The 13,076-nt window shown below is 68.3% G+C and carries 14 protein-coding genes and 1 tRNA gene; 6 read left to right on the top strand and 9 right to left on the bottom strand.

The genetic code is table 11. The features are described from left to right. Nucleotides 1-1,060 (bottom strand): acyl-CoA dehydrogenase family protein (locus Q0C81_RS07775; RefSeq protein WP_291836004.1); only part of this gene is annotated, 1,060 nt, incomplete at its 3' end. Between the two features lie 183 nt (nt 1,061-1,243). On the opposite strand from Q0C81_RS07775, the gene Q0C81_RS07780 reads away from it, so the two are divergent. The 3 genes from Q0C81_RS07780 (at nt 1,244) to Q0C81_RS07790 (ending at nt 3,707) form a co-directional block, all read left to right on the top strand. Continuing rightward, a complete protein-coding gene (locus tag Q0C81_RS07780; RefSeq protein WP_291836008.1) occupies nt 1,244-1,666 on the top strand; it encodes a hypothetical protein in 423 nt (140 codons plus the stop codon). Nucleotides 1,667-1,764: 98 nt separating this feature from the next. Then, entirely contained in the window at nt 1,765-2,769 is a 1,005-nt protein-coding gene (gene hemB, locus Q0C81_RS07785) for a porphobilinogen synthase (protein ID WP_291836010.1), read from the top strand. A gap of 95 nt (nt 2,770-2,864) precedes the next feature. Then, nucleotides 2,865-3,707, top strand: a complete 843-nt coding sequence (locus Q0C81_RS07790) for a carbonic anhydrase (RefSeq protein WP_291836013.1) — start codon at nt 2,865-2,867, stop codon at nt 3,705-3,707. Here Q0C81_RS07790 and Q0C81_RS07795 read toward each other — a convergent pair. From Q0C81_RS07795 to Q0C81_RS07820, 6 genes are read right to left on the bottom strand one after another with little or no spacing between them, the layout of a single operon-like run. After that, nucleotides 3,704-4,780, bottom strand: a complete 1,077-nt coding sequence (locus Q0C81_RS07795) for an alpha/beta fold hydrolase (RefSeq protein ID WP_291836017.1) — start codon at nt 4,778-4,780, stop codon at nt 3,704-3,706. The genes Q0C81_RS07790 and Q0C81_RS07795 overlap by 4 nt on opposite strands. 16 nt (nt 4,781-4,796) lie before the next feature. Then, entirely contained in the window at nt 4,797-5,600 is an 804-nt protein-coding gene (locus Q0C81_RS07800; protein ID WP_291836020.1) for an MBL fold metallo-hydrolase, read from the bottom strand. After that, nucleotides 5,597-6,385, bottom strand: a complete 789-nt coding sequence (locus Q0C81_RS07805) for a TatD family hydrolase (protein ID WP_291836023.1) — start codon at nt 6,383-6,385, stop codon at nt 5,597-5,599. The genes Q0C81_RS07800 and Q0C81_RS07805 overlap by 4 nt, the downstream gene beginning before the upstream one ends. Next, entirely contained in the window at nt 6,382-7,362 is a 981-nt protein-coding gene (locus Q0C81_RS07810; RefSeq protein WP_291836025.1) for a DNA polymerase III subunit delta', read from the bottom strand. Before Q0C81_RS07810 ends, Q0C81_RS07805 begins: the two co-directional genes overlap by 4 nt. Then, entirely contained in the window at nt 7,359-7,985 is a 627-nt protein-coding gene (gene tmk / locus Q0C81_RS07815) for a dTMP kinase (protein ID WP_291836030.1), read from the bottom strand. The genes Q0C81_RS07810 and tmk overlap by 4 nt, the downstream gene beginning before the upstream one ends. Before the next feature lie 37 nt (nt 7,986-8,022). Continuing rightward, nucleotides 8,023-8,820, bottom strand: coding sequence for a septal ring lytic transglycosylase RlpA family protein (locus Q0C81_RS07820; protein WP_291836033.1), 798 nt, complete (start codon nt 8,818-8,820; stop codon nt 8,023-8,025). A 97-nt stretch (nt 8,821-8,917) separates the two neighbouring features. Between Q0C81_RS07820 and Q0C81_RS07825 the strand changes: the two genes are divergently transcribed. Next, nucleotides 8,918-9,007, top strand: a tRNA-Ser gene (locus tag Q0C81_RS07825). Between the two features lie 28 nt (nt 9,008-9,035). On the opposite strand, the gene Q0C81_RS07830 is transcribed toward Q0C81_RS07825, so the two are convergent. After that, a complete protein-coding gene (locus Q0C81_RS07830; protein WP_291836036.1) occupies nt 9,036-10,130 on the bottom strand; it encodes a tyrosine-type recombinase/integrase in 1,095 nt (364 codons plus the stop codon). Further along, nucleotides 10,109-10,261: a hypothetical protein gene (locus Q0C81_RS07835; RefSeq protein ID WP_291836039.1), complete on the bottom strand. Its 153-nt coding sequence runs from the start codon at nt 10,259-10,261 to the stop codon at nt 10,109-10,111. Before Q0C81_RS07835 ends, Q0C81_RS07830 begins: the two co-directional genes overlap by 22 nt. 1,088 nt (nt 10,262-11,349) lie before the next feature. Here Q0C81_RS07835 and Q0C81_RS07840 point away from each other — a divergent pair. Both Q0C81_RS07840 and Q0C81_RS07845 read left to right on the top strand, forming a co-directional pair. Next, nucleotides 11,350-12,312 carry a hypothetical protein gene (locus Q0C81_RS07840; RefSeq protein WP_291836041.1) on the top strand — a complete coding sequence of 321 codons (963 nt, stop codon included), beginning with the start codon at nt 11,350-11,352 and terminating at the stop codon, nt 12,310-12,312. 237 nt (nt 12,313-12,549) lie between these two features. After that, nucleotides 12,550-13,076: hypothetical protein (locus Q0C81_RS07845; protein WP_291836044.1), on the top strand; the 527-nt coding region annotated here is incomplete at its 3' end.

The raw sequence follows: 13,076 nt of genomic DNA on the forward strand, positions 1-13,076 counted from the left end.
CGCGCACGATCCGCTCCAGCGGATAGTCCTTCAGATAGCCGTAGCCGCCGTGCAGTTGCAGGGCTTCGTCAGCGATCTGGAAGCAGGCGTCGGTGGTGAACCGCTTGGCCATGGCGCACCACTTGGTCTTTTCCGGATGGCCGGTGTCGACGGCCCAGGCGCCGCGCAGCACCATCAGGCGGCAGGCGTCCAGCTGGGTGGCCATGTCGGCGAGCTTGAACTGGGTGTTCTGGAACTCGGCCAGGGCCTTGCCGAACTGCTTGCGGGTCGAGACGTAGTCCTGGGCCGTTTCCAGGGCCAGACGGGCGCCGCCCAGCGAGCAGGCGGCGATGTTCAGGCGGCCGCCGTCCAGACCCATCATGGCGTAGCGGAAGCCGTCGCCTTCCTTGCCCAGCAGATTGGCCGCCGGGATGCGGCAGTCGTCGAAGCTGACGATGGCGGTGGGCTGGGAGTTCCAGCCCATCTTCTTCTCCTGCGCACCGAACGACAGGCCCGGCGTGCCCAGGTCAACGACGAAGGCCGAGATGCCCTTGGCGCCCGGCTCGCCGGTGCGGGCCATGACGACATACACGTCCGAGGTCCCGGCGCCCGAGATGAAGGCCTTGGAGCCGTTCAGGACGTAGTGGTCGCCGTCGCGGACGGCCGTGGTGCGCATGGCCGCGGCGTCGGAGCCGGAGCCCGGCTCGGTCAGGCAGTAGCTGGCGATCTTCTCCATCGTCACCAGCGACGGGACGTAGCGGGCGCGCAGATCGGCCGAGCCGAAGCTGTCGATCATCCAGGTCGCCATGTTGTGGATCGAGATGAAGGCGGCGGTGGAGACGTCGCCGCGCGACAGCTCCTCGAAGATCAGCGCCGCCTCGACCCGGCCCAGGGCCATGCCGCCGTGCTCCTCGCCCGTATAGATGCCGCAGAAGCCCATCTCGGCCGCGTGGCGCATGACGTCGACCGGGAAGGTCTTGGTCTCGTCCCACTCGGCGCTGTGCGGGGCCAGCTCAGCCTCGGCGAAGGCGCGGGCGGCGTCCTGGATGGCGCGCTGGTCGTCGGTAAGGGCGAAGTCCATGGGGTGGCGTTTCCTCGAGTCTTTCGCGGGCTTCTAGCACTCCCCTCTCCCGATGGGAGGGGTTGGCGTCTTGAACGCCTCAAACCGTGGGGGCTGGAAGGTCCGTCGTTGACAGCCCGGCATGCGTCCGATCCACCTATGGCTTCATTCTCGCGAAGCCTTGTCCTGCGAACGGACCCTGAGATGCGCCGCATTGTCTTCCATGCCGCACTATCATCTGCCCTGATCGCGGGATCGGCGGCGGCCCAGAATCTGGAGCCCGCCGGTCGGGAGGGGCGAACCCTGTTCGCAATCGATCTTGGGAACACCTCCCGGACCGACGCGGGGCAGGTTCAAACCGTCCTCTATGAGGTCGCCGACCGTCCAACGCCCCAGCGACGGTATGCCCTGCTTGCAGCGACCTACGACTGTGAAGCCCGGTCACGGTCCGTGCATATCCGCGAGGAATTCAGCGGTCTGCGCGATCCGGTGAAAACAGTCTATCGGCCGCCGGTGGTGACATCGGCTTCACAGAGCCCCGCGGTCGCCGCGCAACTGCGCATCGTTTGCGGCGATCCCCGACCGCCGGGAACGATGGATCTGACAACCTTCCTCCGGATGCGTTGATCCCTCGCATCGCGACCCCGTCAGCCTCTATCGACCGGCGGGCGACCGAGGCGCTCCGCCACCTTCTCCCGCCGGAAGAAGGGGTCTATGGAGCCGCCATGACCCAGCCCTTCCCGCCCGCCGCCTTCCCCTACGCCCGCCCGCGCCGCCTGCGTTCCAGCCCATGGGTGCGCCGGCTGGTGGCCGAGACCACGCTGACGCCCGCCGACCTGGTCTGGCCGCTGATCGTGCACGACGGCAAGGAGGACCGGGTCCCGGTGGCGTCGATGCCGGGCGTGTCGCGCCTGTCGCCCAAGGCGGCGGCCGAGGCCGCCAAGGAGGCCCGCGACCTGGGCATTCCGCTGGTGGCCCTGTTCCCCAATGTCGACGGGGCGATCAAGGACGGCGTCGGGACCGGAGCGACCGATCCGGACGGGCTGATCCCCGACTGCATCAAGGCCATCAAGGACGCCGCGCCCGAGATCGGCGTCATGACCGACGTGGCGCTGGACTGTTACACCGACCACGGCCACGACGGGGTGGTCGAGGGCGACCGGATCGTCAACGACGCGTCGCTGGAACGGCTGGCCGAACAGGCCTTCATCCACGCCCACGCCGGGGCCGACATCGTCGCCCCCTCGGACATGATGGACGGCCGGGTGCAGGCGATCCGCGAGGCGCTGGAGGCCAACGGCTACCAGGACACGCTGATCCTCAGCTACGCCGCCAAATACGCCTCGGCCTTCTACGGCCCGTACCGCGACGCCGTCGGCTCGGCCAAGCAGCTGCGCGGCGACAAGAAGACCTATCAGATGGACTACGCCAACACCGAGGAGGCCCTGCGCGAGGTGGCGATGGACATCGCCGAGGGCGCCGACGCGGTGATGGTCAAGCCGGGCATGCTGTACCTCGACATCGTGCGGCGCGTGTCCGAGACCTTCCACCTGCCGACCTTCGCCTACCAGGTGTCCGGCGAGTATTCGATGATGCGCGCCTCCATGGCCAACGGCTGGCTGGACGAGGACCGGGCGATTCTGGAAAGCCTGCACGCCTTCAAGCGCGCGGGCGCCGCCGGGGTGCTGAGCTATTTCGCCCCGCAGGCGGCGCGGCTGCTGGGGGCCTGAAACTTCATCAAAGCTTCACCGTAAGCCGATTGACGACAGAGACCCGCGTTCTCCAGAAAGGTTAACAGGGCGGTCGCGATATCGGGGGACGGGCGATGGGCTTTCTGTGGTTCGGTCGCAAGAAGACGCCTGCGCGGATTTCGCCCGCGGCGGAGTCCGTCGTCGAGACCCCCGCGGACGAAGCGCCGGCGATCGAGACCCACGCCGTCGTCGTGGAAGACCCCCACGCGCCGCATTCCGAGCCCGAACCTGAACTCCCGCCGACGCCCGCCGAGGCGCTGGACCTGCTGAAGGCCGGCAACGCCGCCTTCCTGAGCGGCGACACCCGGCTGGGCCACGTGACCGCCCAGGACCTGGACGCGCTGCAGGGCGGCCAGCATCCGATCGCCACCATCGTGGGCTGCGCCGACAGCCGGACGCCGCCGACCATCCTGTTCAACCAGGGCCTGGGCCGGCTGTTCATCATCCGGGTGGCCGGGAACACCGTGGACCGGCGCGGGCTGGCGTCCATCGTCTATGCGGTGAAGCACCTGCACTGCCCGCTGGTGGTGGTGATGGGCCATACCGGCTGCGGCGCCGTGGCGGCCGCCGAGGCGGTGGTCGACGGCCGCGTCGAGCTGGATCCGTCGCTGGAGGAGATGATCGTGCCGATCCTGCCGGCGGTGCTGTCGGCCCGGAAGATCGGCGGGTCCGACCAGGCGCGGCGGGCGGTCGAGGAGAACGCCCGCCGCGTGGTGGCCCGGCTGCTGACCGCCGACACCGCCCTGGCCGAGGCTGTCCGTACCGGCCAGATCATGGTGGTGGCCGCCGTGAAGGACATGGCCACCGGCCGGGTCGACTTCCTGGATGAAGCGCCGCCGGCGTCAGAGCCCGAGGCCCAGGCCGCGGCCGACGACGGGCATGCGGACTCTCATGAGCACGCCCACGCGCACGCCTAGCGGCGTTCCGAGCGGGCCAGCAGGTCGATCAGGTCCTGTTTCCAGAAGCGCGCCCAGGTGTGCGTCCCGTGACCCTTGCCCTCGGGGCTGTTGGGGATCAGGCGATAGACGCCGTGGCGCAGACGCGGCGCGAACCGCTCGGACAGGCCCAGCTCCGGCGGGTTGATGAAGTCGTCGGCCGAGTTGATCCAGGTCACCGGGACGGTGATGGCCTCCAGGTTGGCGGACGGATCGTAGTCCCATGAGGCGTTGACCTGGTACCAGAGGTCGTTGGCGTCCAGCGGCGCGAGGCGGCGGGCGATCTGGCCCTGCAGCCATGCGTCGGCGGCGGCCCGGGTCGGGAGCTGATCCTGCAGCGGAACGGGCGCGCCGCCCGCCAGGATCAGCAGGTCGACGGCCGTGCGCAGCCCCTGCTCGGGCTGGCTCTGGTAGTCGCCGCCCCGCCAGGCGGGATCGGCGCGGATGGCGTCCTGCAGCATGGCGCGCCACAGGCGGTTGCGGCCGACGATGGCCGTCGGCTGGCAGGCCAGCGGCATCAGGGCGTCGGCGAAGCCGGGATGCGTCTCGCCCCAGACGAAGGCGTGCATACAGCCCATCGAGGTGCCGAGGATCAGCCGCAGGTGATCGACGCCGAGGCCGTCGACCAGCAGGCGACGCTGGGCCTCGACCATGTCGGCGTAGCCGTACTCGGGGAAGCGGGCGCGCAGGCCGTCGGACGGCTTGGACGAGGCGCCGTGGCCCAGGTTGTCGGGCATGATGACGTAGTAGCGGGTCACGTCGAGCGGCTGGCCGGGGCCGAACAGCTCCGTCGCGAACGGGGGTGACAGGAACTGGGCGCCCGTGCCGCCGGTGCCGTGCAGCAGCAGGACGGCGTTGGCGATCTTGCCGTCCGCGCCGCGCTGGGGCTGGCCCAGCGTGCGGTAGTGGATCTTCAGCTCCGGCAGGGTCTGGCCGGCGACGGCGAAACCGGCGGCGGTGAAGTCGCCCTCGGCGGGGGCGAACGTCTGGGCCAGGGCCGGAGACGACAGGGCCAGCGCCAAGGCGCCGCAGAGGGCCGGAAGAAGCCGTTTCATCGTCTCGGACTCCAGATCAAAGGGACAGGCGGGTGCTCCAGCCGTCGTAGGCGACTTCGACGTTTGGCGGAACAACAGCCGACAAGACATTGTAATCCAGATCGATATGCAGGTTCGTCAGCACCGCGCGCTTGACGCCGGACCGGGCGATCCAGTCCAGCGTCTTGTCGACATGGGCGTGGGTGGGATGGGCGGTCCAGCGCAGGGCGTCGATGATCCAGAGGTCGCAGCCGGCCACCGCCTCGATCGCCGCCTCATCCAGATCCGACACGTCGCTGGAATAAGCGACGGGCCCGCAGCGATAGCCGACCGAGCGGATCGGGCCATGGGCCTGGTCGAAGGTGACGACCGGAACCTCGCCGCCCGGCCCCGGCACGGCCCAGGGCACGCCATGGAGCGGGATGTCATGCGGGTCGAGGATCGCCGGATAACCCTCGACACTTTCAAAGATATAATGGAACCGCCCCTCCAGCGCCGCGCGCGTGGCGGCGTCCATGAAGGCCGGGATGCGCCGCCGGGCGCGCATGGCGAAGACGCGCAGGTCGTCGATGCCGTGGGTCTGGTCGGCGTGGTCGTGGGTGTAGAGGACGGCGTCGATGGACTTCACCTGGGCCGCCAGCATCTGGGCGCGCAGGTCAGGCGAGGTGTCGATCAGGACGCTGGTGATCCCCTCCGAGCCGTGGCGGCGGATCAGGGCCGAGCAGCGGGTGCGGCGGTTCCGGGGCTCGGCCGGGTCGCAGGCGCCCCAGTCGCCGTCGCCGCGCGGCACGCCCCCGGAGGAGCCGCTGCCCAGGATGACGACCTCCAGCGCGTCCATCATGCCCCCTCGGGCCTCGGAATGCGGTCGAACAGGGCGAAGAAGGCGTCCGTGGTGCGCGCCTCGGCCTCGTCGCGCGACCAGCCCCGGATCTCGGCCAGCTTGTCCAGCACATGGCCGACATAGGCCGGCTCATTGCGGCGCCCCCGGTGCGGGATGGGCGCCAGGTAGGGACAGTCGGTCTCGACGATGATCCGGTCGGCGGGCATGACGGCGATGATGTCGCGCACCTCCTGCGCCGCGCGGAAGGTGGCGATGCCAGAGACCGAGAACCAAGCCCCAAGTTTCGCCGCCTTTTCCGCCAGTTCCGGACCACTGGTGTAGCAGTGCATGAGGAATTTGAACGACGCCCTTGCCTGTTCTTCCTCGAGGATGGCGGCCATGACGTCGTCGGCCTCGCGGGTGTGAACCACCAGCGGCAGGCCGGTCAGGCGCGACGCCTCGATATGCTGACGGAACACCGCCGCCTGCACGTCGCGCGGGCTGAGGTCGTAGTGGAAGTCCAGCCCGCACTCGCCGATGCCGATCACGCGCGGACGGCCGGCCAGCTCGGCCAGCTGGGCGGCGGTCAGGTCGGCGTGATCCTTGGCCTCGTGCGGGTGGGCGCCGACGGTGCACCAGATGTCGTCGTGGGCCATGGCCAGCCCATGCGTGGCCTCGAAGGTCGACAGCTTGTCCGAAATCTCGACCATCAGCCCGACCCCGGCCTCGCGGGCGCGGGCGATGACCGCGTCGCGGTCCTCGTCGAACTGGGGGGCGTGCAGGTTGACGTGGCTGTCGATGATCATCCGCGCGCGGCCTTGGTGCGTTGCAGGTCGGCCAGGGCCCCGGCCAGCACATCGCCGCGATCCAGGTTGATGGCGGCGGTGCGGTCCGGCAGTTCGGACAGGCGGGTCCACAGCTCGGCCCATTTGGCGCCGGACGCCCCCTCCTCCAGCGCGCGGACCTTCACGGCGGCGATCAGGCGGTCCATCAGCGTCTCGAACCGCTCCTGCCCCTCCGTACCCCGGAACTTGTCCGCCAGGGACAGGGCCTCGGCGCGGTCGATCTGGTCGGCGGCGACCCAGGCCTGGGCGATCTGGTCGGCCTCCAGCGTCGCGCCGGAGGCCAGGGCCAGGGCCTGACCGGGCGAGCCGCCGGCCATGGCGGCGATGCGCGCGGCCTCGGCGGACGGCACGCCGGTGCGGTCGCGGACCAGTTCCTCCAGCGCATGCTGGGGCCAGACCGGGAAGGCCAGCCGGCGGCAGCGCGAGCGGATGGTGGCCAGCAGGCGGCCGGGTGCATGGGTGACGAGGAACAGCACGCCGCGCTCGGGCGGTTCTTCCAGAACCTTCAGCAGGGCGTTGGCGGCGTTCAGGTTCAGGTCGTCGGCGGCGTCGATGATGGCGACGCGGTAGTGGGCCTGGGACGGGCTCTTGGAGAAGAACTCCGGCAGGTCGCGGGCCTGGTCGACGGAGATGGACTTCTTGGTCTTGCCGCCCTCGACGGCGCGCTCCAGCACCAGCAGGTCGGGATGGGACTGGGCCGCGATCTGGCGCGACACCGGGTCGTAGGGGTCGGCGCCCAGAGGCCCGCGCGACGGGTCGGGCGCGGCGCCCAGCAGGCGGCGGGCGGCGCGGTAGGCGAAGGTGGCCTTGCCCGAGCCCTCGACCCCGCACAGCAGCCAGGCGTGGTGCAGGCGGCCGCGCGCCTTGGCGTCGATGGCGGCGGCCTCGGCGGCGGCGTCCGGGATCAGGTCGAAACGGTCCCGCGGATGCTCGCTCACAGCAGCCGGCCCTCGACGGCGGCCCAGACCCGGGCGGCGACCGTCTCCTCGTCGCCGACGGCGTCGATGATCACGCAGCGGTCGGCTTTCTCCTCGGCGATCTCGAGGAAGCGCCGGCGCAGCCGCTCGTGGAACTCAAGCCCCTTGGACTCGAACCGGGTCTCGAACAGGCCGCGGCCGAAGGCCCGCTCCAGCCCGACCTCGACCGGCAGGTCGAAGATCAGCGTCAGGTCCGGCTGGGTCGCGCCGACGATGGCGGCGTCCAGGGTCTCGATGAATTCGGCGGGCGCGCCGCCGCCGGCGCCCTGATAGGCGCGGCTGGAATCGGCGAAACGGTCGCAGACCACCCAGCGGCCCGCGTCGAGCGCCGGGCGGATGGTCTTCTCAAGATGGTCGCAGCGGGCGGCGAACATCAGCATCGTCTCGGTCAGGGGCGACCAGCGGCCCGCGTCGCCGTTCAGGGCGATGTTGCGGATCTCCTCGGCGCCTTCCGAGCCGCCCGGCTCACGGGTCTTCATGACGTCGATGTCGAGCGCGCGCAGCCGCTCGAGCAGCCGGCCGACCTGCGTCGACTTGCCGGCGCCTTCGCCGCCTTCGAATGTAATGAATCTGCCGTGGGTCACCGGCGCACAATGGCGGCGCCGGCTTGGGGCGCAAGCTTTACTGGGCCGATATCAACAGGGCGTCGGCGTAGCCGCGCGCGACCACGGCCTGACGGGCGTGCTCGGCGGCGTTCGGATCGGGCCAGGGACCGACGAGGACGCGGTACAGAGCCGAATCGCCCTGCCCCGCAACATCGACGGTGGCGCGGTCGCCCAGACGGTCGGCGGCCCGGCGGGCGGCGCGGCGGTCCGCGAAGGACCCGGCCTGGATCCAGTAGCGGCCGGTCTCGGCGGCGGGCTGGGGCCGCGGCGGCGCTGGGGCCGGGGCGACCGCGGCGGCGTACTGCATCGGCTGGGCCGAGCCGAGGCGCGGCGCGGGGCCCAGGTAGCGCACCCGCACCTCGCCCACGCCCCGCTGCAGCATGCCCAGGGCGTCGGCGGCGCCGCGCGACAGGTCGATGATGCGGCCGTCGACGAAGGGCCCCCGGTCGTTGACCCGCACCACGACGCTGCGCCCATTGGCCAGGTTGGTGACCTCGACCAGGCCGGGCAGCGGCAGAGTCTTGTGGGCGGCGCTCAGGGCGTACATGTCGAAGCGCTCGCCGGTCGCGGTCGGACGGCCGTTGAACTGGTCGCCGTACCAGGAGGCCATGCCGGTCTCGTCATAGTTCGGCTGTTCGGCCGGGCGGTACCAGCGGCCGCGGACCTGATAGGGCCGCATGGTCCCCGACACGATCGGCGCCGGATCGGCGACCACGGGAATGCGCCCGCCGCCGGGCCGCGCCGCCGTGGCGCAGGCCGCCATCAGCGGCAGCAGCGCGACGATACATGCGCCCTTGAGAAATCTTGCCGTCATCGCCCCGGTCCTTGAGACGGCCTTCATGCCCCGCAGACATTTCCGCTTTGGTTAACGGGAGATTTGAGGGTATGCGGCGTCTCCGCTCGCGGGACACGGACAGGTGGCCGAGTGGTTTAAGGCAGCGGTCTTGAAAACCGCCGTAGGTGTGAGCCTACCGTGGGTTCGAATCCCACCCTGTCCGCCATCTTCATGGTGAAGCCTCCGGTTTTCCGTTAGTTAGAGTTCGATTTGGCTAACTCGCTCGCGGAGTTAGCCAAATTTTGTTCGCTTTGCGTGCCGCCAATCAGGGCAAAAGCGTCCTTCGCCAGCCGCTTCTGGTCACGGGCCTTCGTGTACCGTTCGACCTCCTTCAAGGTCGTATGACCCGTCACGGCCTTGATCTGCGCCTCGGTACATCCGGCGTCGGCCAGTCGCGTCGCGGCGGATTTCCGCAGTCCGTGTGCCGAGCGGTCCTCGATCCCCGCCGCGCGGGCGGCATCCCGAAACCAGTTGCCGAAGCCGCCGGCAGTGAAGCCCGCACCGGATTTTGTCGTCAGGAAGAGCATCTGCCCCGAAGGGACGCACTGCAATGACAGTCTCAGCTGCGGGTGGATAGGGAGTTCGAGGAAGGCCTTGGTCTTCTCCTGCCGCACCAGGATTGCGTCATCGCGGATTTGCTGGCGCCCCATCTGTCGGACGTCGCCTGAGCGCTGGGCGGTGTAGAGCAGAAGATCGAAGGCAAGCCGCTCCCGCGTTCCCACTGCCCAATGCGCCTCGAACCGGGCGATATCCGCTTCCGTCCAGGCCGGGAAGCCGACCGACGGCGCCTTCAGCGACTTGATGCCCGCGGCCGGGTTGTCCGCCCGCCACTGTCGCGCGACCGCGAACGCCATCATCCAGCGCAGCACTTGCACCATCTTGTTGGCGGCCCACGGAGTCTCCGCCCGCTTGTCCCGCATCTTCAGGACGTGGTGCGGCTGGATCGCGCGCACCGACTGACCGCCGTAGTCGTTCCGGAGACGTTCGATGATCCCGCGATAGGTGTCCCGGGTCGACGCCTCGAGCAGCCGCCATTCCGCGGACGCGTATATGACGACCGCCAGGGCATTGATCGTCCCGGGGACGGTCCTGCTGGCTCCCGGTACGATCGCAGTCGTGCGACCCGTGACCGCCGCGTCGTACTCCAGGGCGAACTCCGGCGAGCCCGGCGTGCCATGCAGATAGATGGCCTTCTGACCGGTCCGCCGGTAACGGTAGCGGACCTTGCCGTGCCGGTCGCTGAAGCTGCTGACGTACGGAAAGCCGATCAGCTTAAGGCCTCGTCCCACGACAGAACCTCCTTATCGAGGCTACTCGCCATCACCGTGCCCGGCGCGGCCAGATGCAGCCGGACCTCCCCGCCGGGCAGCAGTTCCAGCGCGCCAAGAGGCACGCCGCGTTCCTGCAAGGTGTCGATCACCCGACGCAAATCCGCCTTCCGAACTATGCCCCGCCTGGCCACTCAACTCTCCAGTCCACGCTGCCACTAAGGCAACGTTAGACAGGTGCGGCAGCGCCTCTCAAGCGCTGGAACAGCGCGTTATTCGTCGAGCTGGCGAGTAAGGCCGTATTGGGGGTCACAATACACATCCTGCCTCTGAACTGGACGCAAAGACCCGCAAAAGTACGCAAGTCGGATTGCTGCGGTACTGGTGCACGAATGCGACATTTCAGGCCGGCGGCTTGGCTAACGCCGCGCAACGGACTGATTTATAAGTAAGTGCGAGTTCGAGAAGCTGGCCCGGCGGCCCGTTTGCTATCGGTGAGTTGCACGCTTTTGCGTAGTCTTGCATGTACGGAGCAGTCGGCGAGGCCAGCCTGAAGGTAGAAGTCGAGTGGCGGACTCATGTCTAAACGCCCCCCCCTGAGAAGCCGATCTATCAACGGGACCGACTTTTCCGCACGCGCTCGACAAGAGTCCGGTTCGGTGGATCGCGAACCCGAACGTCATAAACACGACCGTTGTTTCGGTAGATCGCGAACCGAACCGGTCAATCTTCGGTGGATCGCGAACCCCAGAAGCGGCTTTAGGGCCTCAATCGGCGTGTAGCCGGACCAAGGCATAGGTTCTGAGCGGTTGCTTTGGTGAATCGGTGGCCAAACGGTGGATTGCGACCGAAGCCCAAAAGCAGGGCGACCTCTTCGGTACATCGGGAACCGAAACGACCAATCTTCGGTATAGCGAACCTAACCAACACAGTCTTGAAGTGAGGTCGCAACAGACGATAGGAACATCGGCGCTTCACTATGTATTGATCCAAACGCCGCGCTTCGCGATGGGCTTTGGGCCGAAGACCTTCTGCCAGAACTAAGCCGTATGACCAACGCCCTCGGTGGAGTGTTCGCCCGAGCGCCCGAGGTTCAAGAGGAGCTTACTGTTCCGGCTTGAAACTTCGAGGGCTCCAGTCCGAATATCGGCCACGATCAAGGTACCGATCGACCGCCTCCAGAGATCGACAGGACATGACGCCGCCGGCACTCCCCACCCTAAGCGAAGAAGCCCGTGAGGTGCCCGAACGCGCGCTGCGTCTCTACGCGAGGCTGTGGCAGTTCGAGACCTGGCTGCGAACGATCGTCTATGTCGAACTGCGCGCGCTGCTCGGCGACGGCTGGAGCGCGTCTCTGCCGCGCGATACACGCCCGTTCGACGCGGACAAGCGCCTGACGCACATGCCCACACGGGAGATGAACGCGCTGAGCTATGCGCAGCTCGGCCAGCTCATGACTCTGATCGGGCAGCACTGGGACTGCTTCGCGCCGTACCTGCCACCTCAGACGCTTTGGGAGGCGAAGCTGAAGGAGGTCCTGCAGATCCGGCACAGGATCGCGCATTTCCGAGCCGGTCACGCTGATGACCATGCCCGCGTGCTCCAGCTATTGCGCGACGTCGATCGCGGCTTCTGGACCTTCTGCACCAGCTACAACGACGGGCGCCCCGTCCTCCCGCCCGACCGCGATCCGGTGACGAAGCATTTCTTGGCGCTCGACCCGCTGCCCTGGGGCGACTTCGAACCCAACCAGTGGGCACGCATCGGCGTCGTCGATCGATCCGAGGTGGTCAACGTCCAGGTCAACGTCCTGCGACGCCCGTGGGCAGGGGATGTCGATGCCGTCGACGGCGCGCCCGGCAGGCTCTACGATATCCAGCTGAGGGCCGGCGACCGACGGGTGTTCGATTACCGCAGCATTCTCGAACGGACGAAGCCGACGCATGATCGCCTGGTCCATGTCACACTCGACACAGGTGACGCGATCCGCCTGACGATACCCGCCGTGCTCGGGTCAAATGACGTCATCGAGCTCGTCGAGACCTGGCTCGGGGCCGCGCGCCACAACGTCCGCCGTGGCTCGGCCACTACGAGCGAAAACGCCAATGCGATCGCAGCCGAGTGGCCCGAGTACGTGCTCGGCCCCGGCCACCCGCTCGCCTACCTCGGCCCCGACATGCCTTGCAGTTTCTTCGACGCCTGAGCAGAGGGCCGCCAGAAAAAGGTGTGGTGCGGCCGGGCGGCCGTGACGGTGTCGATCATTCCGACAGCACATGGCGACACGTCGCTGTCAAAAAAAGCCATGGGCAACCCTCCGGCCGACCGGGCGCGGGGCTTTTCTCGTTGCTGCCTTGTGAACCATGAGACCGGATCGCACCGCACGTTGCGGGTGATCCGGCGCCTTCATACATGTCCCGGTTCGGGACAGCGAGGCCGGACGATGGACGACAAGACGACTAGCGCGCCGGCGGGGCTGGCAGGATACGACTACCAGGTCGATGTCTCGATCTACCTCGCCCTCGACCTGATGCTCGCGCGCAAGCGGCTCAGCGCGCTCACGCTCGAACCCGCCAACCACGAAGACCTCGCCGCCGACCTAGAGGACGAAACGCTCGTCTCGGCGGCGACGAAGATCACGATCAGCGGCTATCCCCTCATCGTCCAGTCCAAGCTGCGCAATGGCGAACCCTGGGACGGCAACGACCTGAAGACGCTGCTGATCAAGGGCAAGAAGCGCAAGTCGCCACAAACCCTCCTGACCGAAGACAAGGACCTGCGGTATCTGCTGATCACCAGCGCCGCCACCAAGGGCGTCGCACGCGACCTGCGGATGGCCTCGGTTGGCGGAACCTGGCCCGCGAAGCTTCCGTCGGAACTCGGAACGGCGCTACCGGGTCTGGACGGGCGTGTCGCCGTGCTCGACGGCCTCGACGAGAAAAAGCTCGACGGCGAGATCCGCGACCTCCT

This window comes from Brevundimonas sp., from assembly GCF_023259385.1.
Taxonomy (GTDB): domain Bacteria; phylum Pseudomonadota; class Alphaproteobacteria; order Caulobacterales; family Caulobacteraceae; genus Brevundimonas.

Excerpts from the sequence above, each read along its gene's own strand:
- Q0C81_RS07805 (WP_291836023.1), bottom strand. The coding sequence starts at position 6,385 with ATGATCATCGACAGCCACGTCAACCTGCACGCCCCCCAGTTCGACGAG.
- Q0C81_RS07780 (WP_291836008.1), top strand. The coding sequence starts at position 1,244 with ATGCGCCGCATTGTCTTCCATGCCGCACTATCATCTGCCCTGATCGCG.
- Q0C81_RS07820 (WP_291836033.1), bottom strand. The coding sequence starts at position 8,820 with ATGACGGCAAGATTTCTCAAGGGCGCATGTATCGTCGCGCTGCTGCCG.
- hemB (WP_291836010.1), top strand. The coding sequence starts at position 1,765 with ATGACCCAGCCCTTCCCGCCCGCCGCCTTCCCCTACGCCCGCCCGCGC.
- Q0C81_RS07795 (WP_291836017.1), bottom strand. The coding sequence starts at position 4,780 with ATGAAACGGCTTCTTCCGGCCCTCTGCGGCGCCTTGGCGCTGGCCCTG.
- Q0C81_RS07800 (WP_291836020.1), bottom strand. The coding sequence starts at position 5,600 with ATGATGGACGCGCTGGAGGTCGTCATCCTGGGCAGCGGCTCCTCCGGG.
- Q0C81_RS07790 (WP_291836013.1), top strand. The coding sequence starts at position 2,865 with ATGGGCTTTCTGTGGTTCGGTCGCAAGAAGACGCCTGCGCGGATTTCG.